This window comes from Alcaligenes pakistanensis, from assembly GCF_014652815.1.
In the GTDB taxonomy this organism is placed as follows: domain Bacteria; phylum Pseudomonadota; class Gammaproteobacteria; order Burkholderiales; family Burkholderiaceae_B; genus Alcaligenes; species Alcaligenes pakistanensis.
The window spans coordinates 990,270-1,015,865 of record NZ_BMZN01000001.1 but is presented as its reverse complement, the minus strand read 5'-3'; the positions used below and the strand labels follow the sequence as shown (position 1 = coordinate 1,015,865).

The window sequence follows — 25,596 nt, the reverse complement described above, 5'->3', positions numbered from 1 at the left end:
TTACTCAGGCATGCTCGGCGTAGCAACTCCCCAACCCAAGGCCTGATACAAGGCAATCATGTTCAGGTAAGAACCGGTTTCAGCCATCGCTAGTTCCTGACGAGTCTGGTTCAGACTGCGCTGGTTTTCCAGCACTTGCTGATACGCTCCCGCCCCCACTTCATAGCGCGTCAAGGCACGCTCATGGGCATTTTCCAGATGCGAGGCCGCCCGCGTCAGACTAAGCAGGCTTTCCTGGTGTTGAGTCAGCCTTTGCAAAGAGCCCTGAATTTCTTCCTGGGCCTGTAGCAACACTTGCTGATAGTGCAAACGCGATTCGTCAGCCACGGCTTCCATGCCACGCAAGCGCGCTTTGGCATGACCTAAATGCAGGGCAGGCCACTGCATCGCAGGCGAGACATCGAACGCTCGTGCGGCATTGCCCAGATTGCTGCCCCGCAGGGCAAAAAAGCCAATAAAGCCAGCCAGATCCAAACGGGGATAAAGTTCGGCAGTCGCTGATGCGACCTCGTGCGAGCTTGCCAGGATCTCTTGTCGGGCAGCACGGACATCAGGCCGGTTGAACAGCATGGCATTCACATCACCCAAAGGCAGGGAGGTAGCCAAAGGTGCTTTGGCGCTGGGCAGCGGCGTGTCAATGGGCTCAGCTTCGCCACCGCTCAAGACCTGAATGCGCAGGCGAGCCAGCGCCAGGTCACTGCGTAGTTGCGGCAGCAGGGTTTTAGCCCGCTCCAGACCGGCCTTGGCATTGTCCAGATTCTCGGGCAGTTCCCGGCCCAGTGATACGCCTGCCTGGACCAGCTGGAGGGTATGCTCCCAGCTTCGTACATCGTCCTGCGCCAAGGCAAGCCGTCCTTGCAGGCCTTGGGCCTGCACATATTGGCGCGCCAGTTCTGCGACCATGGCCTGACGAGTCAGTTCCAGTTGATCTGCGCTGGCCTCACTGCGTGCCTGGGCAGAGAGGGCCAATTGTTCCACGCGGCCAAACAAGTCGATCTCCCAGGTGGCTTGCATACCTAAGCGCCAGTTCTCGGTAATCCCGTGGTCAATAGAGCCATCTGCCGCTGTAAATTGGGCACCGCTACGGTTATAGCTGGCCTGGGCGGTCACCGCGGGCAGTCTGTCATGTTGGCGCTCGTCGATCAGGACGCGGGAGGCTAGCCAGCGGGCTTGTGCCTGGGCAATATCCAGATTGTGATTCAGGGCCTTGGTAATCAAGGAGTCCAGCTGCGGGTCTTGCAGTAAAGTCCACCAGTTCTCGCGTTGTTCAGGGGCCTGCGCAAACTGGCTGTTCCAATTGGTTGTTGCCAGAGTGGAGGCGGTGGGGATGGATGTATCCAGCCCTACGGCGCAACCGCTCAGGATCAGGCTGGGGATCACCAGTCGCAGCGCACGCGCCACAGGGGCGAGCCTGTTTGATAAAGCATGTGGCCTCATGATGCGTGTTCTCCAGTGGAAGCTTGCAGGGCTTGAGCCAGGTCGCGCGCTCGCGGGGTATCGGCTTGGCGAGCGTGGTCACGCGCCAGCAAGGTATATAAAGTCGGCAGGATGAATAGAGTGAAGACCGTACCGATCAGCATGCCCGAGACCAGCACAACGCCCAGGCCAAAGCGGCTGCTGGCACCTGCTCCCGAGGCAAACAAGAGCGGCACCAGACCAAAGACCATCGCCCCAGTTGTCATCAGCACGGGCCGCAAACGGATGCGAGCGGCTTGCAAGATGGCTTCTGGTTTTTTCAGGCCCTCTTTGAATTGCAGCTCATTGGCGAACTCCACCATCAAGATGCCGTGCTTACTGATCAGCCCGACCAAGGTCAGCAAACCGATCTGGGTGTAAATATTGAGTGTGCCCAATCCCAGCGCCAAAGGCAGTAGCGCTCCACACAAGGACAAGGGGACGGTGACCAGAATAATGATGGGGTCCACCAGGCTTTCGTATTGAGCGGCCAGCACCAGGTAAATCACTACCAGCGCGGCCAAGAAGGCCCACACCAGAGACTGACTTTCCTGGGTGAACTGGCGCGATTCTGATTGCCAGTCATGCGTGAAACCGGCGGGCAATTGGCTGGCGATTTCATCTAGATAAGTGACGGCCTGACCCAGTGTGACGCCGGGCGCAGGAATGGCCTGCAAAGTGGCTGCGTTTTGCTGATTGAATTGACGCAGGCTATTTGGCTCGACTTCACTGTGAATCTGAACCATAGCCGACAAGGGCACTAACTCGCCATTGGCACTGCGTACAAATTGGCGTGTCAGAGCTTGGGCTGTCAGGCGCAGCTCACGCTGGCTCTGTGGAATGACGTCGTAAGAGCGCCCATCCAACGAGAAGCGGTTCAGGTAGTTCTCGCCCACCAGCACAGCCAGGGAGTCCGCAATGTCGCGCAAACTAATGCCCATGCTGGCGGCTTTGCTGCGGTCAATCTCTACGCGGGAAACGGGCTTGTTGTAGTCCAGGTCGCTGTCCACCACTACAAACAAGCCGCTTTCACGAGCCTGCTGCTTCACTTGTTCCATGGTGTCGTACAGGCTGCGATAGTCGCCGGGGCTACGCAAAACCAGTTGCACGGGCAAACCGCCGCTGGAACCGGGCAGGGGAGCCAGTTGGAAGGCAAAAATACTACTGCCGGCAATGTTGCTGACGCGTCCTTGCAACTCGCCCTGAATGGCGCTGGCATCGCGGTCGCGCTTACCCCAGTCTTCCAGGTTGATTCCGCCAAAGCTGGCGGCGGGGCCATCGGTGCCCACAATCAACCAGGTGCTGGCGGCTTCATCAAGTTGCCGGTAAGTGTCATCCAGCAATTTGGCATCGCGTTCGGCATAGGCCAGATTGGCGTTTTGTGGGGCTTTAACCGCCGTTAAGACGCTGGCCTGATCTTCAATCGGGGCCAGTTCGCTGTGCGTCATTTGGTACAGAACGGGCAGGCTGATAAAGACCAGCAAGGCGAGCGCAGCAGTAATCCAGCGATGCCGTAAGGAACGAGCCAACAAGCTGCCATAACGTTGCGACAGGCCATCAAAAAAGCGCTCTGCCAGATAAGCCATACGGCCCTCATCTTGTTGAGCGGGAAGCAGTAAGGAACTCATCACGGGGGACAGGGTTAAAGCCACCACGCCAGACACCAACACAGCACCTGCCAGGGTCAGGGCAAACTCTTTGAATAACGCACCCGTCAGGCCACCCATCAGGCCAATCGGGGCATACACAGCGGCCAAGGTCAGCGTCATGGCAATGACAGGCCCGGCCACTTCGCGGGCACCTAGTAAGGCTGCCACGACGGGCGAACGTCCAGCACTGATGTGACGGTGTACGTTCTCCACCACCACAATGGCATCGTCCACGACCAGACCGATTGCCAACACCATCGCCAACAAGGTCAGCAGATTGATACTGAAACCAAAGGCCAGCATCAAGCCAGCCGCACCCAGCATGGACAAGGGAATGGTCGCCAGGGGAATCAGCACGCTGCGAAAAGAGCCCAGGCACAGGTAGATAACCAGCACCACAATCAGCATGGCTTCCGTCAGGGTTTTGAGTACTTCATCAATCGAGGCCTGAATAAAACGGGCGGTTTCAAAGGCCAGTGCCACCTCGACACCGGGGGGCAGGGTCGCTTCAATAGCGGGCAGACGGTCTCGGATGCCGTCCACAATGCGTAAAGGGTTGCCGCCGGGAGTGGGGAACAAACCCAGGTGTATCGCAGGCAAGCCGTCCATCAAGGCGCTGGTCTCGGTGGATGCTGCGCCCAGTTCCACCTTGCCGATATCGCGCAGTCGCACCAAAGAGGTGCCGTCTTCCCGCACAATCAGATCCTGGAATTCCGCCACGCTGGTCAGGTCTGAGTTCAGACGGATATTGCTGAGCACATGCTGGCCTTTGACCATGCCGGGGGCGGCTTGGTAGTTATTGGCGCGCACGGCTTGAGCAATGTCGGCGGCCGTCAGCCCGTAACCGGCCATGCGGTCCGAATCCAGCCATAAACGCATAGCTAGTTTCTGACCACCAAAGGTTTGAATCTTCGCCACACCATCAATGGTGGAGAACATGGGCTCCACCACACGCGATAGGTAGTCGCTAAGTTCCGGGATGGAAAGGGTAGTCGTGGAAAAGCCCACATAGGCCACGGCCGTGGAGTCCCCGGAGGAGCGTTCCACAACCGGGTCATAGGCCCCTTCGGGCAGGCGATAGCGCACTTGACTGACCTTGCTCATGACTTCAGTCAGAGCCTGGGTAGAGTCGCGGTTCAGCTCCATGCGCAAAGTCACCACACTGCGGCTTTGCACGGAGTTGGAGGACAGGTAGTCCACGCCTTCCACCGAGGCCAAGGCCTGGGCGATAGGTTGAGTCACAAAGCCTTGCATCAGTTCTGCGGAAGCACCGGGGTACTCGGTGCTAATCGTGATGGTGGAGTTCTCCAATAAGGGGTACTGCCGGATGGGCAGCTTTTGTAAAGAGAACAGGCCCAGCATCAACAGCAAGGCGCTGACCACCAGGGCAAGCACCGGCCGACGAACAAACAAGTCGGTAAAGCCGGGACGGGAAGCGGTGTTCATACGGGCTCCTTATCCTTGGCGGTCTGCACGATGGAGCCGTCCTGAATTTTGATCTGCCCAGCGCTGACGACTTTGTCGTCTGCTGTCAGCCCGTCGGTAATCTCGACGCGTTCGTCCCATTGCTCGCCGGTTTGTACCGAGACGCGCCGTACTTGCCACCGCCCTTGGTCCTGCGGGGTAGCGACAAAGACGGTCTGGCCGTAGGCAGTGTAGGTCAGTGCTGTTTCTGGCACGGTCAGCACGGGGGCTTGGGCGGGTCGTGTCAACTGGACGCGGGCATACATACCGGCTTGCAGACGATGTTCGGAGTTGGCCAGCACGGCTTGCAGACGCACGCTGCGTGAATCACCAATTAACGGGTCGATGGCGTTGATCTTGGCCTCGAAGCTTTCACCGGGCCAGGCATCCACCTGTATGTGCAGCACTTGGCCCAAGCTCAGGTCTGGCAGGCTGTGTTCAGGCACGGTCAGGTTGACGCGAAGCTGGCTGTCATCAACCAGGCTGGCAATGGTTTGGCCCGGTTGTAAATAATGGCCCTGATGCAGACTGGTGATCCCTATGCGGCCTGAGAAGGGGGCGGCAATCTGTTTCAAGGCGAGTTCAGCACGCTGGTATTGCAGTTGCGCCTGGGCTACGGCGTGATCGGCCTGCGCCTGGTCCAGCTGTTCCTGGGTGGCGGCCTGCTGCTCTTTCAATTTACGCACACGTGTCAGTTGAAGAGCGGCCTGTTTTACCTGTGCCTGCTCCCGACGTACGCTGGCCTGTTCCAGTTCATCATTCAGCAACACCAAAGGTTGTCCGGCCTTGACGGTCTGTCCAGAAGTGAAGTCAATCTTGCTAATTCGACCGTTGCTTTCGGCGCTAAGCAGCACCTGCTGCCAGGCTTCCAGTGCTCCCACGGCATGCAATAAACGAGGCGCGGCCTGGGACTCCACGCTGGACAATTCAACGACTGCGGGCGGGTACGCAGCACCTGCCTGGGCTTCTGATGAGGCAGGCAGCACACGCCAGCCTATGGCTATTACGCCGGCCAAAACGGGGATGATGATCCATGTACGACGCGAGTTCATGCTGCCTGCCCTCCCAGAAAGGCAGAGCGCCATAGTGGCAGTTTGTTCGGACGGGTCTGGCTTGATCGCCGGTCCCCTTGCGACCAGTCTTCAGGTTTGAACAAAGCGAGCAACAGGGGCAGAAAGGATTGCAGCAGCCATGACAGGGGTCTGGCAAACAGAGTCCAAATACGAGTAGGCATGGCAGGTTCCTGTGACAAGAAAGACGGCAGCCAATATGGCTTGCCTTAATGAGGTACCTGGACTATAAAACCTCAAGTTAACTTGAGGTCAAGGGGTGGGGGAATGGCAAAAACAATCGATTTCAGCCGTGCGCTAACGGTAGGCGAAGTGGCAAAACGCAGCGGTGTACCTGTGTCCACCGTGCATTTTTACGAGTCTAAAGGCTTGATTGCCAGCACCCGCAACAGTGGTAACCAGCGCCGTTTTGAATCGGTGGTCTTGCGTTACATTGCGATCATCAAAGTGGCGCAGCGCACCGGGATTCCGCTGGAGGAAATCCATGATGCGTTACGTGGTTTGCCACCGGGCAGCAAGCCATCGAGCAAGCAATGGCGGGCCATGTCCAGCCGTTGGCAAGACAAACTGAATGATCGTATTGAGCAGTTGACGCGGCTGCGTGATGAGCTGACCCACTGTATTGGCTGTGGGTGCTTGTCGATGAGTGAATGTCCCTTGCGCAATCCGGCCGATATTCTGGGCCAGCAAGGGCCCGGCCCCCAGATTCTGGAACGAAAACTGGAGGCCGGGGTAGAGGTTTAAGTTGGGTCGGGCGACTGCGCGTAGAGCGCGGTGGCCTCGGAAGTGACCAGAGACTGATAGCGCTCGAAGTGGTTCAGGATATCGTTAATGACCTGGCTGGAAGAGAGGCCCATCAAGTCGTAACCCCGACTGCCATCGGCAAATACGGTCCGCACTTGCCACTCTTGCGGGCGGGTTTGCTCATTGCGAGCCGCTGCTGCCGTAAAGCTGGCAACCCGGCGTGCTCCTAACTCCACACCATAGACAAAGTTACGCTGGTTATCGGCCTGAATGGTCAGTTGGGCTTGATCTTGCGTGCCAGTTTCCAGGTTTACATTCAAGCCACGCTTGCCCAGTTCTTCAGCCACAGCCTCTAGGGCAGGCAGAACCGTCTCGCCCAGAAAACGTCGTGCATCACGTTGGTTGGGAGTGTGCAGAATTGTCGAGAGGCGTCGACGCCAGGACACCTCCGACCCTGGTGCTGGCCCAGATAGCGGCCCTTGTCGGCGCTGGCGTGACATATCCGCCTTCATACCTTTGAATAGCCCTATGATCAATAAGAACATGATCACGGCAAAGGGTAGGGCACTAACTAGCGTGACGGTTTGCAAGGCAGTCAGGCCGCCTGCCAGCAAGAGCAAGGAAGCGGTGGTGCCTTCCAGCGCGCACCAGTAAATGCGCTGCCAGACGGGCGCGTCTTCCACGCCACCGGCGGCCAGTGTGTCGATCACCAGCGAGCCGGAATCGGCCGAGGTCACAAAGAAGATGGCAACCAGAATGATGGCCAGAGTCGAGGTGACATTGGACCAGGGCAGGTATTCCAGAAACTCGAACAAGGCGACCGAGGCATTGGCCGCTGCGTCTTGTGCCAGCTGACCACCCGCTACCGTCATATCCAGGAAGATGGCAGTATTGCCAAATACAGTCATCCAGAAGAAGGTAAAGACCGTGGGTACCAGTAACACGCCCAGAACAAACTCACGTACCGTGCGGCCACGCGAAATGCGGGCAATAAACATGCCGACAAAAGGCGACCATGCAATCCACCAGGCCCAGTAAAACAGGGTCCAGGCTTTCATCCAGCTTTGTCCGCGAAACGCTTGTGTACTAAATGAACGGGCGAAGAAGTTATCGAGATAACCGCCAATATTCTGTACAAAAGCATTCATCAAAAAGGCAGTTGGGCCCACAGCGAGCACAAACAGCATCAAGGCAATGGCGACCAGCAAGTTCAGTTCAGACAGGCGGCGAATACCGACGTCCAATCCACTGACGACTGATAAGGTTGCCAGCGCGGTTACCACCACAATCAGGATGATTTGCAGCCAGGTTTCCTGGGGCCAGCCAAATAGATGCTCCAGACCGGCATTGATTTGAAGCACGCCCAAACCCATGGAGGTTGCAATCCCAAATAGCGTGCCGCAGACTGCAAAAATATCGACGCTATCGCCGATCCAGCCTTCGATGCGCTTGCCAAATAGGGGATACAGACCCGATCGTATGGTTAAAGGCAGGTTGTAGCGAAAGCAGAAATACGCCAGCGACAAACCTACGACCGCATAGACGGCCCAGGCATGAACGCCCCAGTGAAAGAAAGTGATGATCTGCGCCTGATGGGCGGCTTCCACTGTGCTGGCCAGCCCGGAAGGCGGGGCCGAGAAGTGTTGCAGCGGTTCGGCCACGGCAAAGAACATCAAGCCAATGCCCATACCGGCGGCAAATAGCATTGCCATCCAGGTTAGATAGGGGTAATCCGGTTCTGAATCATCCGGCCCTAATTTCAAATTGCCGTAGCGGCTTAATGCCAGATAGATAACGGCAAAGAAAAAGAGGGCGACAGCCAGGATATAGAACCAGCCGAAACTTTTGATGACCCAGTTTTGTAACTGTTCAAAAATAAGTGCGGCGTCTTCAGGGAAAATGATCCCGATCAGCAAGAAGACCAGGACGATAAAGGTAGATCCCCAGAACACCCGTGGATGTAGCGTGCTTTTAAAAGGCAGCCCCATGTCATGCTCCGTTTGTAACTAAGAGGGCAACAGCTTAACGAGAACGACTGCCTGTTGAAAGGTTTGTTAGATTAGGAAATATTTGCTCAGGCTCGGAAAGGATCTATTGGCAAAATCAATTCCTGATGCCCCGCCTGACGAGTTAATTCCAATTGGTGCAGCACACTGGCACTGGCGGTATGCACCGCAGAATGCAGGTCTGCACCCAAAATAAGGTGAGCCAGCAAGGTAGAGGCGAACAGGTCACCGGTGCCTTTGGCAGCGCAATCCACACGAGGATGGCAGAGCAGGGTGTCAGCGCGTGGCTCCTTGCGAGCCAGTAATAATTTGATCTGGCCCTCTTGCCAGGATTCGGGCGCGGCACTGGTGGCAATGACCCATTCAGTGCGGCCATTGAGCAAGGTATGTGCGGCGGCCGAGCTGGCCTCGACAGTGTCGCAAGACTGCTTAGTCAGCAGCGAGAGCTCGTAGTTATTGGGGGTCAAGCCGTTGGCCAGAGGCAGTAAGGTTTCGTGATAAGTCTGAATCAGGGCCGGGTCTACATAGACGCCCACATCCAAGTCACCAATAACCGGGTCCACGATGACCAGTATGTCTGGATGCTGTTGCAGTATCTTTTTGAGCCAACGAGCAATGATGACGGCCTGGTTCGCACTGCCCAGATAACCGATTAGCACAGCCCGCACTTTATCCAGCGCACCGCGCAAAACCAGATCGTCTAGAAAACCTTCCAGCCATTCGTCGGGTACGGCGCCACCGTGAACCGAGGGGTACTGTGGGTTGTTGCTCAGCAACACAGTGGGAACGGCGGCGACTTTAAAGCCGTGTCTACGCAAAGTCGGGCCGGCAACATTGTTGCCCACCCGACCGTAGACGACTTGAGACTGAATGGAAACGACATCCACATGGTAGGGATGTCGTTCCCGATCAACAAAGTTTACTGCTGTGTTCATGCAGCGCAGTCGGCCTTAGTGGCTTGTTTAAGTTGGCTGAGCCAGTTGCTCAGGACCGTGCCAGCGGCGGCGTGCAGACGTTTTTGCACCGCCATGGCTTCCAGACGCAGCATTTGAGGATCGATATCCGCTTGGCCCAACTCGTTGGCATGACCAACCAGCCAGCGTTCCAGCTTGCTGGTGTCGGCTTCCAGGTGAAATTGCAGGCCCAGTACTTGGGTTCCGAAGGAGAAAGCCTGGTTAGCACCGACATCCGTGCTGGCCAGGTGAAGGGCGCCATCAGGAATATCGAATTGATCTCCGTGCCAATGCAGAACCGGAATGCTACCAATAGCGGCCAGCGGCGACTCTTTGCCAGCCTCGCTGAGCTTCAAGGGGGAAAAACCAATTTCCTTCACGCCCAATGGGTACACATTGGCTCCCAGGGCGCGCGCAATCAGTTGTGCGCCCAGACAAATACCCAGCAAGGGTTTGCCAGCCAGCAGGAACTTGTTGATCAGTTCCAGCTCATCGCTTAGGAATGGGTAAATTTTTTCGTCGTAGGCGCCGATAGGCCCGCCTAATACAACCAGCAGGTCAGCGTCCTGTTCACCCACGTGACGCAGTGACTCGACGGATGGGTCAATGTAGTGCACTTGGTAGCCCTGTTCAATCAGAACAGGTTCCAGCGTGCCCAAGTCTTCAAAATGGATATGACGCAGTGCGATGACTTTCTTCATAAGAGTTTCTTTCAATCCAGAGGGTAAGGATGTCAGCTTGTGGTACCGATGTCTACATTAATGGCACCGGATAGTGGGAAGGTGCAACACGCCAAGGCATGGCCCTGAGCCTTGTCCTGATCGCTCAGACAAAAGTCAGGTTCTGCGCGGTATTCACCATCCGAGATCTGTACCCGGCACGCCCCGCAAATGCCTGAACGGCACTGACTGCGGATGGGGACATCGGCGGCTTCCAGCATTTCCAGCAAGCTGCTGCCTGGTTCGGGCGAGATTGTCTGCCCCGTGCTGCGTACATGAAGTTGTAGTGGAGCACTGCCGGCGTCGGGCAAAATCTCTATCCCGGATTTGACGGGCGGAGAGAAGGCCTCGATCAACATATGCGAGATAGGGTGTGCCTGAATGGTGTATTCGCGCAGCGCCTGGGCAAAGCCGTGGCTGCCGCAAATAACCACTGCCTGCGGATCCTGCAACAGCTCCAGGTTTTCAAAAGAGGGTCGGCCCACTTTGAAATGAGCGCTGTCACGGATTTTTTCTTGCGTGACAAACACCGTCAGCGTGAACCAGCTGCTAGTCAGATCCAGTTGCAGCAGTTCGTGCAAGAAGGGGATGTCGGCAATGCGGGCAATGCTCAGCAATAAATGCACGTTGGGGACAGGCAAGCCGTCAGTGGATCGGGCGGCCAGTTCACGCAGCAGGGCAATGGGCAGGGTAATGCCGATGCCACCTGCGATCATGGCGATACGCTCGTAACCCACAATAGAGTCCACCGAGATATCACCCGCCACATATTGCAGGGGCACATTCATGCCCTCGCGCAAGGTGGCGTGCAAGTGATCGGAGACGCTGTTGCGCCCCGATCCTTTGACGGCAATTTCAATCAGGTCTGGATCGGCCATACGGGTGATCGAATACATACGCTGTTGAAGGGTGCCGCCGGTATCGGGGTAGCTCAGGGCGACATGCTTGCCCGCCTGCAAGGCATTCAGGAAATCAAAGTGACCACTTTGCACTCGCAATGTGAATACTTTGACGTTCCCGGCCTCTGGGCGAACGGTTTCGCAGCGCGCCTGAATCATGGCTGTCATTGCAGCGCCTCCTGTTGCTCGGCTTCAGGCTGGGCCTTGCCAGATTTGCTGTTCAGGCCAATGCGCTCGATCAGGCTTTCCACTGAACCGGTGTAGACGCCAATCTCGTTGGAGTCGCCGGTGTCGTGCAAAATGTCGCGAGCGTTCGGGAAGTTCACCATGGAGAAGACTTTTTCCCAGGCGCCCATTTCGTTATTGGCGAACATCTCTACGGTGCGCAAAATAATGGCGCGCATGTGCTCACGCTCTTTCTGGCTCAGGCCGTGAATAATGTCCGAGGCGACAAAGCTGAACACACTGGAATGGCTCCACTCGTCCATGGCGTGGGTGCGGGTGACTTCATGGCACACGGTCTGGATGCTCTTGTCCTCGGCCATGGTCTTCAGATAGTCGGTAATCAACGTCTCGGAGGCGCAGGCAATGGAGAAGCGAGTCAGGCGACGCTCGGACTCAGAACTGCATTGGCTCAGGATGTCATTGCGCCACTGCACCAGGTTGAAATTGGTGAAGTCCAGGGGCTGCAGAGCGCGCATGGAGTAGATGTAGTTGCAAGCCATGATGGACATGCGAGTGTGCAGGGCTTCGTCCAGCAAAGCCTGAGACATCACGTCTTGCAGCAAATTACGGTTGGCACTGGGTGGTGGGGTTTTGATGATGTCTTCGCAAGAAGGCGTCACCACATTGCACTCAACGTAAATCGTTTTCAGGTTGTAGATACCCCAGGCGTAAGACAGGCACTGCGATTTCAATTCCTCAGGAGCTTCCAGCCAAGCCTGATGTTCGCGGAAAGGCAGCAGGCATTCGCTAAAGTCGGCCTTATTGGGATCAAAGGCCAGATTGTTGTAATCGGGCAGTTCCTGATTTACGGCCGCACGGTTTTTCCACAGTACAGACAGCTTTTGCAGCATATTACGTACGGCATCATCGGTTTCGTAGCTTTTGATTGTCATTTCAAACTTCCTTGCTGTTGAGTGCGATCTGTTCGAAATGAGCAGATCGTTTCTTTATTCCGCCTGTCTTTATTTCCATATGGAAATTCGCAGGCTTAAAAGGATCTTCTGATTCTTTATGCGCCGGACCTAAAAAGACCCGTGGCCGGGTCTGTTAAAGCCTGGGGAATCAGCGCGGTTGAACTGCCGTTAAAGCAATTGCGTTTCCTGTAGTCATGGGAAAACTGGGAAAGATGTTTCTCGCGCACAGATTGAAAAAAGTGATAATCTGCTTGAGCGTTTAGAAGTATGGGCGTTGAGTATTCGTTGGCTGCATTCTAATGATCCTATGACAATAAATGACAGACCATTTCAAGATCATTTAACAGACCACTTAATAATAAATATTTGAAGCTTGTTTTAATTCTTGACTGAAATTATCGGGATAGGCTTTGGGCCTGTGTTTCAGCGGGTTTTTAATGTTTTATGCTTTGAATGTTTATTTAAATATAAATAATTAAAAGTGGTCTGGTGAATTAATTTTTAATGGACTGTTTGATAGGACGATAAACAGAATAGGATGTTTATCTTTCGCCCTTGGTAACGTCATGCCAAGGGTTGCGCTTTTGTCCTCGTGTCTGGAAAACGATCACGACCTTGACGTGGCCAATATCGAAACAGGAACTCCCATGAAGAGTCTTGCCGGTGGCGACACCCACCACCTGCCTCTGGTGGGTTCGCAATTTCTGCAGCAAAGCGATCGCAATCTTTGGGACATCATCGAAGCCGAACGGCGTCGGCAACAACACACCATTGAGCTGATCGCGTCCGAGAATTACCTGAGCCGATCCGTGCTGGATGTACAGGGTTCCCTGCTAAGCAATAAACAGGCACAAGGCTATCCAGGGCAACGGATATACGGCGGGTGCGAGCAGGCGGATCAAACAGAAGAGTTGGCCATTGAAAGGGCCAAATCCGTTTTCAGGGCGGCGTATGCCAATGTGCAGGCGCACTCGGGCAGCCAAGCCAATCTGGCGGTGTATTTAGCCTTGTTATCGCCAGGGGATACCATCTTGTCGCTGGATCAATGTGCCGGCGGACACATGAGCCACGGTTCCCATTTCAATGTGTCCGGACGCTGGTTTCAGACCTGCTCGTATGGGGTGGATCGCCAGACACAATGGGTGGATATGGATCAGGTTCGCGCGTTGGCTCACAAGGAGCGACCACGCCTGATTATTGCGGGTGGCTCGGCCTATTCGCGTACCCCTAATTTCGCCGAGTTCCGAAATATCGCCAACGAGGTCAATGCTTATCTGATGGTGGATTTGGCCCATAGTGCCGGGCTGGTGGCGGCGGGTTTGATGGAGTCGCCGGTTAGCCATGCACACGTCACCACGTTTTCTACACATGGCACATTGCGCGGCCCGCGCGGCGGCATTATTTTGTGCAATGAGCCCAAGTTGGCGGAGCGTTTGAATCAGGCTGTGTATCCGGGGCTGCAAGGAGGGCCTTTGCTGAACATCATGGCCGCCAAAGCGGTCGCCCTGGGAGAAGCAATGCATCCGTCCTACAAGGCCTACGCACAATCGGTCATTACCAACGCCCGCAGTTTGTGCCGGCGTCTCTCGGAGGGGGGCCTGACCGTGGTGTCGGGCGGCACAGACTGCCATTTTGGCGTGGTGGATTTGCGCCCCTGGGATCTGTCGGGGCCATTGGTAGAACGGGTGCTGACACAGCTGGGCATCAGCTTGAGCAAGCATCGGGTGCCTTATGAGCAGCTAAGCAGCGCGTATTCCGGTATACGAATCGGTAGCGCTGCCTGTACAACTCGTGGGCTGGGCGAGGACGATTTCAAAGAAATTGGCGACATGATGCTGGCCTTGCTGGGCGGCGTGCGTAGCGGGGTGCGTAACCCTCGAACCGAGAATGCTATTTTGGAAGGGGTCGCCGACCTGAATCGGCGATACCCCTTGATGTACTGATTCTGGCCCGCTCAGCCTTTGCCCTGACGTAGGGCGTTGGCCAGACGTAACATGGCTGATTCAATTTCATAAGCGGTTAAAGAGGCATAACCTAATAACCAGCCTTGTTGTTTTTCTTCCCCAATATACAGACGGCTTAAGCCTGGCAGTTGCACACCTGCGCTTAACGCGCGACGTAAGGTGTGTTCTTCCGACCAGCCGGGCTCCAGAAAGCAGGGGATTTGCAGCCCGCCTTCGGGCCGGGCGGCACGGACGATGCCTTGCAAATGCTGCTCGATTGCTTCCAGCATGATTTCCCGCCTGCCCGTGTAGAGCTTGCGCATGGCACGGATGTGGGAGTTGTAATGCCCATCTTCCATAAAGCGTGCCAGCGTCAGTTGCAGAATTTGTGGCGTATGGCCATCCATGATGCTGCGTGCCTGGGTGAAGGGTTTGACCAGCTCGGGCGGCAGGGCCATATAGCCCATGCGTAGCCCCGGATACAGGGTTTTGCTGAAGGTACCCAGGTAAATTGTGCGCTGGTATTTATCCAGGCCCTGTACACAAGCGGTAGGCAAGCCATCGTAGTGAAACTCGCTGTCGTAATCGTCTTCCAGGATCCAGCGGCCATTTTCAGCGGCCCAGCGTATCAGTTCCAGACGACGTTCGAGGGATAGGGTGGCGCCTGTGGGATATTGATGTGAAGGCGTGACATAAATGCAATTGGCGCCACTGCGATCCTCATGCAGCAGCTCGGTGCGTAAGCCCTGCTCATCCACACCGATAGGCACGACGCGGGCCTCGGCGGCCTCAAAGGCTTTGCGTGCACCAAAGTAGCCGGGGTTCTCGACCAGAATGGGCTTGCCCGCATCCACCAGCAATTGAGCGCAGAGAAACAAGGCTTGGCGCGTGCTGCTCAGAATCAGGATCTGGTCGGCAGAGACCTTGGCGCCGCGTTCCAGATTCAGGTAGACGGCAATCGCTTTACGCAGGGACTCAGTTCCTTGCGGATCACCGTGCAACAGGATATTGGCCCGAAAGTCCTTCATGGCTTGGCGTTGCAAGCGTTCCCACACGTCGGTGGGGAAGTTGCGGGTTTCGGGCAGGCCAGTGGCAAAAGCCTTAATGGTTTGCTGGTCGGCAATGCCGCCACTTTCAAATACGGCGCGGCCGCGACGGCTTAAACCTGTGCCCGGTTCCATAACACTACGTTTCAGGTCCTGGGCCTTGATGCGTCGGTAGGCGCTGCCACGCAGCTCTGTGCCCACCGATTCGGACACATAGCTGCCCGAGCCTTCGCGTCGCACGATAAAGCCGTCGCGGTGCAGCTGGACATAGGCATTTTCAACCGTATCGCGTGCCATGTTCAGGGACTTGGCCAGGGAACGTGTGGCAGGCAGCTTGACCCCTGGTCCCAAGGCTCCATCCAGAATCAGTGCCCGCAAAGCACGCTGAATGCGCTGGTGAAGATCCAGGGATTGAAGTTCGTCATCATTAAGACGCATCTTCAAGGTGTCCAGTTCAAACGAACGCGTCATGCGGTCTGCTCCAGAGAATAATAATGGTCTGACTAGTCAGACCATTGTGCTCGTAGACTTGATTGTCATTGCCGAAATAGGGGGGGCCTGTTCCGGCGTTCAGGTTTGTACAGGATCTCAGCAAGTATGTCCCGACCCTTTAATTTCAGCGCAGGGCCCAGCGCCCTGCCAATGGATGTTCTATTGCAAGTACGCGACGAACTGCTTGATTTTGCCGGCACAGGTTTGTCTGTAATGGAAATAAGTCATCGTTCCCAGCCCTTTATGGAGTTTGCTCAGCGCAGCGAGGCGGCCTTGCGGCGCGTGCTGGGTGTGCCATCGGACTATCACGTCTTACTCTTGCAGGGTGGTTCGTACTTGCAGTTTTCCCAGATTCCGATGAACTTGCTCCATAAAACAAACACCGCGGACTATATCCACACTGGTCTGTGGTCTGAACAAGCCGCCAATGCCGCCAGTCAATATGGAGAAGCAAGAATCATAGCCAGTTCCTGTGACACTGGATTTGATCGTATTCCTGAGATTAATGAATCTAATATTAATCTGGATGCGGCTTACTTGCATTACACAGAAAATGAAACTGCACAGGGCTTGCAGTTTTCAGAACCACCTGCCTCGCCTATTCCTTTAGTCTGTGATGCGTGCTCCAGTTTGATGTCCAAACCGCTTGACATTTCAGCGCACGATTTGGTTTATGCCTCGGCCCAGAAAAATATGGGAATTGCTGGTGTCACCGTGGTTCTGCTTAATCCCGCTATTTTAGACAAACCTTTGCCGGGCACGCCACAAGCGTTGGATTTTTCCATACAGGCAAAAAAACAATCCTTGCTAAATACGCCATCTACCTTTTCCTGGTATGTGTTGGGGCTGACTTTGGAATGGATTGAACGAGTTGGTGGCGTCAATGTATTACATGAAATAAATAAGAAAAAATCAAAATTACTCTATGAGGTTATTGATCAAAGTGAAGGTTTCTATATCAATAATGTTTTGCCTGACTATCGATCTATCAATAACATTCCATTTTATATTTCTGAAAATAATTTAAATATTTTATTTGCTGATACAGCACAGAAAAATGGTTTTCATGGATTGAAAGGGCATCAATCAACGGGGGGCTTGCGCGCCAGCATCTATAACGCCGTCACCTTGGATGCGGTGCAGGCGCTGGGGGAGTTCATGCGCGAGTTCGAGCGCACGCACGGCTAAGGCGTGTGCCTGCTTTTACAGAGCGGCCAGCAGATTGGCTGCGCCTCAGTTTGCAATCTTTAAGGAAAATGTATGTACGACAACACACTCAGCTTGGCTGAATTCGACAAGGAATTGGCCCAGGCCATCCAGGGCGAAGAAAGCCGTCAGGAAGATCACGTAGAACTGATCGCTTCGGAAAACTACGCCAGCCCTCTAGTGATGCAGGTGCAGAACTCGGTGTTCACCAATAAGTACGCTGAAGGCTATCCCGACAAGCGTTATTACGCAGGTTGCGAATTTGTGGACGTGGCCGAGCGTTTGGCCATCGAGCGCCTGAAAGCCTTGTTCGATTGCGACTACGCCAACGTACAGCCCCATGCCGGGGCCCAGGCTAATACCGCCGTGTTTCTGGCCTTGCTCAAACCCGGCGATACCGTCATGGGCATGAATCTGGCCCAAGGTGGTCACCTGACACATGGCAACCCCATCAATATTTCGGGACGTCTGTACAACATCATTCCTTACGGGATCGACACTGAAACCGGCTTGATTGATTACGACGAGATGGAACGCATTGCGATAGAGACCAAGCCCAAAATGCTGATTGGTGGTTTTTCAGCGTATTCACGCGTGAAAGATTGGGCGCGTATGCGACAGATCGCGGACAAGGTGGGAGCCTGGTTCTGGGTGGATATGGCCCACGTGGCTGGTTTGGTTGCAGCGGGTGAATACCCCAGCCCCTTGCCTTACGCGCATGTGGTCACCAGTACGACGCATAAAACCCTGCGCGGCCCACGCGGCGGCGTGATCATGGCCAAAGGGCAGAGCGAGGACTTCTACAAACGCCTGAACTCAGCCGTTTTCCCTGGTGTACAGGGTGGCCCCCTGATGCACCTGATTGCGGCCAAAGCCATTGCCTTCAAAGAAGCCTTGCAGCCCGAGTTCCGTACCTATCAACACAATGTGGTGCGCAATGCTCGCGCGATGGCAGCGGTGCTGGTGCAGCGCGGTCATAACATCGTGTCGGGTGGCACCGATAATCACATGATGCTGATTAATCTGTCGGCCAAACCTTATACCGGCCAGGAGGCTAGCGATGCTTTGGCGGATGCCTATATCACGGTGAACAAGAACTCGGTGCCCAACGACCCACGATCACCGATGGTGACTTCCGGTATCCGTATTGGGACGCCTGCAGTGACGACGCGCGGCTTTGACGTGGCAGATTGTGAGCAGTTGGCACATTACCTGTGCGATGTGCTGGATGCCTATGAAGCTGGTACCTTGGATACGATCAAACACGATATTCGCGAGAAAATCGTTACCTTATGTCGACGTTATCCGGTGTACCAAGTGCAGACGGAACCAGCACAGCTGTGATCCGTGCGCATGTCTGTCCCCGCTTGCTATGAGGATGTTTTTTCTATTTAGGGAAGATGCCTAGTAGTGGCAGGACCGGTTTCATGAAAAAAGCCCAACTATTTGCAGTTGGGCTTTTTCGTGTTGGGCTTGGAGTAGCAAGGTGCGTGGATTTGCTGCGTTTCTAGGCTGCAAGGTGTGTGTTTGCGACGCGGCAGCAGTCGAGTGCAACGCGGCAATACACAGTGGTTTAGCCCCGCTGGCTCCAATCTCCATACCCTTTAGCGCGCAGCTCACAAGCTGGGCAGTGCCCGCAGCCATATCCCCAATCATGCAGGGTTTCCCGCTCATTCTGATAGCAGGTATGGCTGTCTTCGCGAATCAGGTTTACCAAGGCATCCGAGCCCAGCTTGTGGGCCAGTTCCCAGGTATCTGCCTTGTCCAACCACATCAACGGTGTGTCTACTGTTAACGGACGTTCTATCCCCAGGCTCAAGGCCACTTGCAAGGCTTTAAGCGTGTTGTCTCGACAGTCCGGGTAGCCCGAAAAATCAGTTTCGGACATACCGCCCACCAGCGTATCCAGCCCCCGCCGGTAGGCCAAGGCACCAGCCAAAGTAAAGAACAGCAGGTTGCGGCCCGGCACAAAGGTGTTGGGTAGCCCGTCTTCCTGCATGGCGATCGTTATGGATTCGGTCATGGCACTGCCGCCTATCTGGGCCAGAACGCTGGCATCCAGCACATGATCTGTCCCCAGGCGTTGCGCCCAATGCGGGAATTGCTGGCAAAGCTTTTCTCTTAAGGTCTGACGGCATTGCAATTCGACCTTGTTGCGCTGGCCGTAGTCAAAACCTACGGTTTCTACAAAGGCAAAGCGATCCAGTGCCCAGGCCAGGCAGGTCGCAGAATCCTGTCCGCCTGAAAATAAAACCAAGGCTCGGCGGCTGGGGTGCAGCGGCTTCATGCTTTGACCTGTGCGGTGCTTAAGGCGCGGCGCTTCATGGAGCTGATCAGGGAGTTGAGCAGCACGCCATACATGGGCACAAAGAGCAGCAGGCTGACGGCCAGCTTGATGACGTAGTCGACGATGGCGATCTCGCCCCAGTGCTCGGCCATGAAGGGGTTGCTGCTACGCCAGAATGCGATGCCGAAAAAGGCCAGTGTGTCCAGGGCCTGCCCAAAGATGGAGGCCGCCGCAGGCGCAATCCACCATTGTTTGTAGTCTCGGCGGATGCGGTCAAACACCTGTACGTCCAGCAACTGCCCCAATACGTAGGCGGCAAAACTGGCCAAGGCTATGCGGAACACAAAGCTGTTGAATTCGCCCAGTGCCTGCAAGCCGCTGAACTGGCCTTCATGAAACAGCACGGAGACGACATAAGAGGCGATCAACGCCGGAAACATGGCGCGGGTAATGACGCGGCGTGCTTCGGACTTGCCCATCAAGCGGACAGTCAGATCAGTGGCTAAAAAGACAAAAGGAAAGCTGAAGGCTCCCCAGGTGCTATGAAAGCCGAACAGTTCAATGGGGAGTTGAACCAGATAATTGCTGGCAATCACAATAAAAATGTGAAAGGCAATTAGAAGACGCAAATAGAACGACAGCCGTGAAGACGGCACAGTAGGCAGAGTCATGTCTGAACCTTTTTGGTGGATGGGGTGAGGGAACCCATTGAAAATGGACTGCAACCGGCAATTGTACGGGCAGTTGCTGTTCGAGGGAATGCTAGTTGGAAACAAGTGTAGCGCGGCCATCAGCTGCGTTTATATGTTTAGCTTGATGAGGCTTATGGTGAAAGGGCCGACAGGGCAAGCTAAGGAGTGGCTGCGCGGCCCTTTCATTGGCCCGACCATCAGAGCTGCTCGGGCTTGCGCGGCCTGACTCAGACAGGCGCAGGCTGCAGGCGCTCTATTAATAAGCGTTTGTGCAAGAGACGGACTTCTTCCAGCGGGACGGGCGAGTTCTGCGGGCCTAGAACCAGCAAGACCATCAACCACATCAGGGAAGGGGAGGCGGCCAGGGTGTAGTCGGAGGCGCTCACGTCGGGACGGATGAGACCTCGCTCTATGCCCAGCTTAAAAAAAGCCTGATTGGCCGTGTGGTTCTGGTCCAGGAGCTGCTTGCCCCAGTAATGCGCCAGATCAGGCACGCGGCCGCTTTCGGTCATCAGCAGTCTGAACATGGCTTGCACGTCCGGGCTGGACAGACGTTCGTACAGCTGATTGAGGTACTCATCCACGATACAGGACAAGGTGTCTGCATCAGAGGTGTCGGACAGCTCGAAGGTATTGCCATCGGGCGGCAGCAAAGTGCTGTGGAGCATGTCCTCGAACACGTCATCCTTGCTGCTGTAGTGCGCGTAAATGCCGGATTTGGAAATCCCGGCTTTCGCGGCAATCCGTTCCAGGGACGTACCCAGATAGCCTCGGTGTGAGAATTCTTCAAACGCGGCTTTCAGAATTTCGCGTTTACGCTCCGCCGAGGGCAAGTAACGTCGCTTCGTGGTGGTTTCGTTTTTTTGAGGTTTATTTTCGTGCGTGTCGGTCATGTCATCCTGTGGGGATGGGCAGGGCTATGGGGCCTTGCAGTATATCAGGCCGCTTGTCCCAGGCTGGCTCCAGGCCGCGCCAGATACCGCTTTGGCGTCGTGCGTGAGGACAGGCTTGTTTTGTCATCTGCCCGTAGAAATAATAGAGCTGTTGTGTGTTGGATGAGCGGCTTGTTTCAATAGATTGCACGGCCTTTGTTATTTTTTTAAAGCCTGACTTTTTAGGAAAGGTTTATTTATTTTCATGCCGATTTTTTATTTCCCCATTTCAGATCAAGCACGTTATAACAGCTAATGAAGTGTGGTCAGATCATTCTTTATCTGACAAGAGCTTGATCTAACGCAAGGATTTTTTATAGGCCTCTGTTAAACGGCCTGCATGCAAAAAGTTTAGACGTAAACTGGTGTATTATTAAAAAAGACCAAGCAGTCGTATCTGCTTTTTCCTTTATATGTACTTTTTGCGGAGTGGCAATGGTAAGCAGGCAGTCCATCGATCAGACTGAGCATTTAGACGCATCCGCACGAGCCGCCTGGGCACGTATCTGGAGCTCCATCTCCCCCGAATCGCAGCTCCTGGCTTGGATGGATTGGGTACGCCATCTGTCTATCAGCCCCGGCAAACAAGAACAATTACGTCAGTTGGCCCTTAGTCAGTGGGAACAGTTGTTCCGTGATTGGAGCGAGGAACTGGCTGCTTCTGCCCGAACGACTGCTCCAGCATCGACGCCTGCTTATACCGACCGCCGCTTCTCTGACCCTGCCTGGGATCGCTGGCCTTTTAATTTGTTGCGCCAAACGTATCAAGCGCAGCAGCAATGGTGGCAAAGCGCCACCGAGGGCGTGGCCGGTGTCGAGCCCCATCATCAGAAGATGGTTGCCTTCGGTGCCGAGCAATGGCTGAACATGTTTAGCCCCAGCAATTTCGCCCTGACCAATCCATTAGTATGGGATAAAACCCTTGCCGAACAAGGGGATAACTTCAGTCGTGGCTTGGAGAACTGGCAGCAGGATATGCAAGCCCAGTCCGCTGGCGAGCCCCCGGTCGGCACCGAAGATTTCAAGGTGGGACAGGACGTAGCAGCGACGCCCGGTAAGGTCGTTTTGCGTAACGAGCTGGTTGAACTGATTCAATACACGCCCACCACCAAACAGGTTCATCCAGAACCGATTTTGATCGTGCCTGCCTGGATCATGAAGTACTACATCCTGGATTTGTCCGAGCAGAATTCACTGATCAAATACTTGGTGGATCAAGGGCACACAGTGTTTTGTCTGTCCTGGAAAAACCCCGAGGCGGCGGATCATGCGTTTGGGATGGACGACTATATCCGCCTGGGCTGGACAGCTAGCCTGGATGCGGTCAATGTCATTGTTCCCGGTCAAAAAATTCATGCTACAGGCTATTGCCTGGGGGGCACCTTGTTGTCCATTGCGGCTGCCGGCATGGCACGTGATGGTGACGAGCGCCTGGCTTCCTTGACCTTCTTTGCGGCACAAACGGATTTTTCCGAACCCGGCGATTTGTCTTTGTTTATTGATGAAAGCCAGGTAAGCATGCTGGAAGCGCAGATGGCCGACGAAGGGTATTTGCGCGCTAATCAGATGGAAGCCGCATTTCAAATGTTGCGCTCGGCTGATTTGCTGTGGGCGCCCATGGTCAATAAGTATTTATTGGGCGAACGTCGTCCTTTGAACGATTTAATGGCCTGGAATGCAGACGCCACGCGTATGCCTGCCACCATGCATTCGCAATACTTGCGCCGCATGTATTTGAATAATGATTTAAGTCAAAATCGATATCCGCTTGAAGGCCGTATTGTTTCTCTGGCACAAATCAATTTACCCACTTTTTGCGTGGGTACGGTCTCTGATCACGTCGCACCTTGGCGTTCTGTTTACAAGCTGCACTACCTCGTGCCAGCCGAGATCACCTTTGTCTTGACTACTGGCGGGCATAACGCCGGGATTGTCAGCGAGCCAGGCCATCCGCGTCGTAATTATCAGATCAGTACCCGAGCCGCGGGCACTGCTCCCATCCTGGTTGACGAGTGGCAAGCACAGGCAAGCTCGCATCCCGGTTCCTGGTGGTCTGCCTGGGCTGAATGGCTGAAAGCCCGTTCTGGCGCACCCGTCAAACCGCCACAAATGGGTGCCGCCAAACAAGGCTTTGCGCCGTTGGACCCTGCACCCGGCCAATACGTATTAGTGAAGTAAGCAGTCAGGTCATACAAGCTTGCTAAACAGTGGGCTTGTCGCTCTGTTTTATGTCGGCGATAGGCGCGAGCCTGTCGCTGACGTGCTGTTTTGCCTTGACGGCAGTTTCCCTTTTTCTCATTAGGCATTTTTTCCAATGGCCCCACAGACCTACGATTTGAGTATCAAGCACCGAAGCGCTGCGCGTCGCCCTCATTTCGCGCTGGCTGCCTTGCTTGTCACCCTGGCCGGTTGTGCCTCGATGGCACCCGATTACGATCAGCCGGCTTCTCCCGTTCCGCAAACTTATGCAGACCTGTCTGCGGGGCAGGCCAACGCGGTGCGTGCTCGCGATTTGGCTTGGCGTGAGTATTTTAAAGATCCGGTTCTGAACAAGCTCATTGAAACTGCGTTGGCTAGTAACCGCGATATGCGCGTGGCGGTGTTACGGGTGGATGAGGCCCGCGCCATGCTGAATTTGCAGCGTAGCGAACGCTTTCCCGAATTCACAGTAGGCGGTCAGACAGCTCGCTCGCGGGTGCCAGGGGACATGAATGCCAGTGGCCAGCCTGTGACAGGGGGCGATTACCGCGCCCAAGTCGGTTTGACCAGCTGGGAGCTGGACTTGTGGGGGCGGGTGCGCAGTCTGGAAGATGCAGCCTTGCAAGGCTGGCTAGCCACGGAAGCGGGCCGACAAGCGGTGCATGTCGCTTTAGTCTCGCAAGTAGCCAACAACTATATTGTGGTGCGCGAGTTAGACGAGCGCGTACAGATTGCCCGTAAAAGCGTAGAGACTCGTCAGGAGTCCTACCGGATTTTCTCCCGTCGCTATGAAGTTGGTGCCACCTCCAAACTGGACGTCACCCAGGTGCAAACCTTGCTGACCCAGGCCCAGTCCATGTTGGCCCAGCTGGAGCAGCAACGCGCAGTGCAACTGCATGCTTTGCAGCAGCTCTTGGGGGCAGATCCGGGTGTCTCCCCAACCGGTGCCCCCTTGAACGAAAACATCATGCTGGCCGAACTGGCTCCTGGCTTGCCATCGGATTTGATGATGTGGCGTCCCGACATTATTGCGGCTGAACACAAGCTGCGTGGGGCCAACGCCAATATTGGCGCCGCACGGGCAGCTTTCTTTCCACGTATCGCCTTGACTGGCAATTTTGGTACCGCCAGTGCGGAGCTGGATGGTTTGTTTAACTCCGGCAGCAAAGCCTGGATGTTCGCCCCCACCATCTCCTTGCCCATTTTTGATGGCGGACGTCGCAGCGCCAATCTGGATGTTGCTTACGTGCGTCGCGATATGCGTGTGGCGGAGTACGAGAAAGCCATTCAAACCGCATTCCGTGAAGTGTCTGATGCTTTGTCGACACGCCATTGGCTGAGCCAGCAGTTGGAGGTCCAGTTGGTCGCCCGTGGGGCGCAGACCGAGCGCGCCCGTCTGGCACAAATGCGTTACGACAATGGTTCGGCGGCTTACTTGGAAGTGCTGGATGCGCAGCGTGACTTGCTGGATGTTGAGCAGCAAGTGGTGCAAACGCGTCGCGCTCTGCTGGCCAGCCAAATTGCCATGTATAGCGCCTTGGGCGGTGGGCTGGACCCCTCCGATCCCCTGACCAATACCCATAACTCCTCTAATTCGGATCCCTCCTCGAGCCAGCTATGAGCAAACAATCTTCTTCTTTGAAAAAAAATCTTGTCCCTGTCCTGATCATTGCCGGGGTTCTTGGTCTGGGATGGTGGGCATGGCAGAAAATGTCCAATACCGGTCCGGGAGATGGTTTTGTCAGCGGCAATGGCCGTATCGAAGCCACCGAGATTGATATCTCCACCAAGTTTGCCGGTCGTATCCAGAGCATTGCCGCCCACGAGGGCGACTTCGTGAAAGAAGGCGATGTGTTGGCCATCATGCAGCAAGACAGTCTGGAAGCCGCTCGGGATGAAGCCGTGGCCGGTTTGCGCCAGGCTGAAAATAATGTGGCTGCGGCTCAGGCTCAGGTTGTTCTGCGCGAAAGCGACGCTATCGCCGCCAAGGCCATGGTTGGTCAGCGTGATTCGGAACTGGATGCTGCACAGCGTCGTCTGGCCCGCTCAACCACCTTATCTAAAGAAGGTGCCGCCTCGGTACAGGAACTGGACGATGACCGGGCCCGTGTGCGTGGTGCTCAAGCAGCGGTCGCGGCCACTCAGGCTCAGGCTAACGCTGCTGTCGCTGCTATTAACGCCGCCAAGGCTCAATTGGTCGGCGCGCAGTCTGCGGTTGAGGCCGCTACGGCTGCCGTTGCCCGTATCGAAGCGGATCTGCGCGACAGCAAGCTGGTCAGCCCCCGCGATGGCCGTGTGCAGTTCCGTGTGGCTCAACCCGGTGAGGTGTTGGGTGCCGGTGGCCGTGTGCTGAATGTGCTGGATCTGTCCGATGTATACATGACCTTCTTCCTGCCCAGCGAAGTAGCCGGAAGAGTGGCTTTGGGTACTGAAGTACGTCTGGTGCTGGACGCCATCCCCACTACCCCGATTCCTGCCACCGTATCCTTTGTGGCCAGCTCGGCACAGTTCACCCCCAAGAGCGTAGAGACGGCGTCTGAGCGTCAAAAATTGATGTTCCGCGTCAAAGCCCAGATTGCGCCCGAGCTGCTGAAAAAGCATTTGGAGCAGGTCAAGACCGGCTTGCCCGGTGTAGCCTGGGTCAAGCTGGACCCCAATGCCAGCTGGCCCGAGTCGCTGACCTCTACCTTAACGGAGTAAA

The 25,596-nt window shown here is 55.4% G+C and carries 20 protein-coding genes; 7 read left to right on the top strand and 13 right to left on the bottom strand.

What is annotated here, in order from left to right:
* From IE156_RS04645 to IE156_RS04630, 4 genes are read right to left on the bottom strand one after another with little or no spacing between them, the layout of a single operon-like run.
* Nucleotides 1-1,437, bottom strand: coding sequence for an efflux transporter outer membrane subunit (locus tag IE156_RS04645; RefSeq protein ID WP_229840982.1), 1,437 nt, complete (start codon nt 1,435-1,437; stop codon nt 1-3).
* Nucleotides 1,434-4,550, bottom strand: coding sequence for a MexW/MexI family multidrug efflux RND transporter permease subunit (locus IE156_RS04640; RefSeq protein ID WP_189391268.1), 3,117 nt, complete (start codon nt 4,548-4,550; stop codon nt 1,434-1,436). Before IE156_RS04640 ends, IE156_RS04645 begins: the two co-directional genes overlap by 4 nt.
* Nucleotides 4,547-5,620 (bottom strand): efflux RND transporter periplasmic adaptor subunit, encoded by a 1,074-nt coding sequence (locus IE156_RS04635; RefSeq protein WP_189391267.1) that lies wholly within the window; start codon nt 5,618-5,620, stop codon nt 4,547-4,549. The genes IE156_RS04640 and IE156_RS04635 overlap by 4 nt, the downstream gene beginning before the upstream one ends.
* Nucleotides 5,617-5,802, bottom strand: coding sequence for a hypothetical protein (locus tag IE156_RS04630; RefSeq protein ID WP_189391266.1), 186 nt, complete (start codon nt 5,800-5,802; stop codon nt 5,617-5,619). The genes IE156_RS04635 and IE156_RS04630 overlap by 4 nt, the downstream gene beginning before the upstream one ends.
* A 103-nt stretch (nt 5,803-5,905) precedes the next feature.
* On the opposite strand from IE156_RS04630, the gene soxR reads away from it, so the two are divergent.
* Nucleotides 5,906-6,382, top strand: coding sequence for a redox-sensitive transcriptional activator SoxR (soxR, locus tag IE156_RS04625; RefSeq protein ID WP_189391265.1), 477 nt, complete (start codon nt 5,906-5,908; stop codon nt 6,380-6,382).
* Here soxR and IE156_RS04620 read toward each other — a convergent pair.
* The 5 genes from IE156_RS04620 to IE156_RS04600 form a co-directional block, all read right to left on the bottom strand.
* Nucleotides 6,379-8,370 (bottom strand): BCCT family transporter, encoded by a 1,992-nt coding sequence (locus IE156_RS04620; protein WP_189391264.1) that lies wholly within the window; start codon nt 8,368-8,370, stop codon nt 6,379-6,381. The two genes, soxR and IE156_RS04620, sit on opposite strands and share 4 nt — an antisense overlap.
* Before the next feature lie 86 nt (nt 8,371-8,456).
* Entirely contained in the window at nt 8,457-9,323 is an 867-nt protein-coding gene (gene pdxK / locus IE156_RS04615) for a pyridoxine/pyridoxal/pyridoxamine kinase (protein ID WP_189391263.1), read from the bottom strand.
* Nucleotides 9,320-10,042 carry a glutamine amidotransferase gene (locus IE156_RS04610; RefSeq protein ID WP_189391262.1) on the bottom strand — a complete coding sequence of 241 codons (723 nt, stop codon included), beginning with the start codon at nt 10,040-10,042 and terminating at the stop codon, nt 9,320-9,322. Before IE156_RS04610 ends, pdxK begins: the two co-directional genes overlap by 4 nt.
* A gap of 32 nt (nt 10,043-10,074) precedes the next feature.
* Nucleotides 10,075-11,127: a 2Fe-2S iron-sulfur cluster-binding protein gene (locus IE156_RS04605; protein WP_189391261.1), complete on the bottom strand. Its 1,053-nt coding sequence runs from the start codon at nt 11,125-11,127 to the stop codon at nt 10,075-10,077.
* The gene (locus IE156_RS04600; RefSeq protein ID WP_189391260.1) at nt 11,124-12,077 is read right to left on the bottom strand and encodes a diiron oxygenase; all 954 of its coding nucleotides are present in this window, start codon (nt 12,075-12,077) and stop codon (nt 11,124-11,126) included. Before IE156_RS04600 ends, IE156_RS04605 begins: the two co-directional genes overlap by 4 nt.
* Before the next feature lie 668 nt (nt 12,078-12,745).
* Between IE156_RS04600 and glyA (IE156_RS04595) the strand changes: the two genes are divergently transcribed.
* Nucleotides 12,746-14,041, top strand: coding sequence for a serine hydroxymethyltransferase (glyA, locus tag IE156_RS04595; RefSeq protein WP_189391259.1), 1,296 nt, complete (start codon nt 12,746-12,748; stop codon nt 14,039-14,041).
* Nucleotides 14,042-14,052: 11 nt separating this feature from the next.
* On the opposite strand, the gene pdxR is transcribed toward glyA (IE156_RS04595), so the two are convergent.
* Entirely contained in the window at nt 14,053-15,558 is a 1,506-nt protein-coding gene (gene pdxR, locus IE156_RS04590; RefSeq protein ID WP_189391258.1) for a MocR-like pyridoxine biosynthesis transcription factor PdxR, read from the bottom strand.
* Nucleotides 15,559-15,684: 126 nt separating this feature from the next.
* Here pdxR and serC point away from each other — a divergent pair, with 126 nt between their 5' ends.
* Together serC and glyA (IE156_RS04580) are read left to right on the top strand one after the other, a co-directional pair.
* The gene (gene serC, locus IE156_RS04585; RefSeq protein ID WP_189391257.1) at nt 15,685-16,767 is read left to right on the top strand and encodes a 3-phosphoserine/phosphohydroxythreonine transaminase; all 1,083 of its coding nucleotides are present in this window, start codon (nt 15,685-15,687) and stop codon (nt 16,765-16,767) included.
* Between the two features lie 72 nt (nt 16,768-16,839).
* Nucleotides 16,840-18,129: a serine hydroxymethyltransferase gene (gene glyA / locus IE156_RS04580; protein ID WP_189391256.1), complete on the top strand. Its 1,290-nt coding sequence runs from the start codon at nt 16,840-16,842 to the stop codon at nt 18,127-18,129.
* A gap of 229 nt (nt 18,130-18,358) precedes the next feature.
* On the opposite strand, the gene queC is transcribed toward glyA (IE156_RS04580), so the two are convergent.
* The 3 genes from queC to IE156_RS04565 all read right to left on the bottom strand — a co-directional run bounded on the left by queC (nt 18,359) and on the right by IE156_RS04565 (nt 20,657).
* On the bottom strand, nt 18,359-19,072 hold the full coding sequence (queC, locus tag IE156_RS04575; protein WP_189391255.1) for a 7-cyano-7-deazaguanine synthase QueC: 714 nt from the start codon (nt 19,070-19,072) through the stop codon (nt 18,359-18,361).
* Complete coding sequence (locus IE156_RS04570; RefSeq protein WP_189391254.1) at nt 19,069-19,743, bottom strand: 7-cyano-7-deazaguanine/7-aminomethyl-7-deazaguanine transporter; 675 nt, start codon at nt 19,741-19,743, stop codon at nt 19,069-19,071. Before IE156_RS04570 ends, queC begins: the two co-directional genes overlap by 4 nt.
* Nucleotides 19,744-19,991: 248 nt before the next feature.
* The gene (locus tag IE156_RS04565) at nt 19,992-20,657 is read right to left on the bottom strand and encodes a TetR/AcrR family transcriptional regulator (RefSeq protein ID WP_189391253.1); all 666 of its coding nucleotides are present in this window, start codon (nt 20,655-20,657) and stop codon (nt 19,992-19,994) included.
* A gap of 474 nt (nt 20,658-21,131) precedes the next feature.
* Between IE156_RS04565 and IE156_RS04560 the strand changes: the two genes are divergently transcribed.
* The 3 genes from IE156_RS04560 to IE156_RS04550 all read left to right on the top strand — a co-directional run bounded on the left by IE156_RS04560 (nt 21,132) and on the right by IE156_RS04550 (nt 25,595).
* Complete coding sequence (locus IE156_RS04560) at nt 21,132-22,874, top strand: PHA/PHB synthase family protein (protein ID WP_189391252.1); 1,743 nt, start codon at nt 21,132-21,134, stop codon at nt 22,872-22,874.
* Between the two features lie 136 nt (nt 22,875-23,010).
* Nucleotides 23,011-24,516 (top strand): efflux transporter outer membrane subunit, encoded by a 1,506-nt coding sequence (locus IE156_RS04555; RefSeq protein WP_189391251.1) that lies wholly within the window; start codon nt 23,011-23,013, stop codon nt 24,514-24,516.
* Nucleotides 24,513-25,595, top strand: coding sequence for an HlyD family secretion protein (locus IE156_RS04550; RefSeq protein ID WP_189391250.1), 1,083 nt, complete (start codon nt 24,513-24,515; stop codon nt 25,593-25,595). The genes IE156_RS04555 and IE156_RS04550 overlap by 4 nt, the downstream gene beginning before the upstream one ends.
* Nucleotide 25,596: the final 1 nt, after the last annotated feature.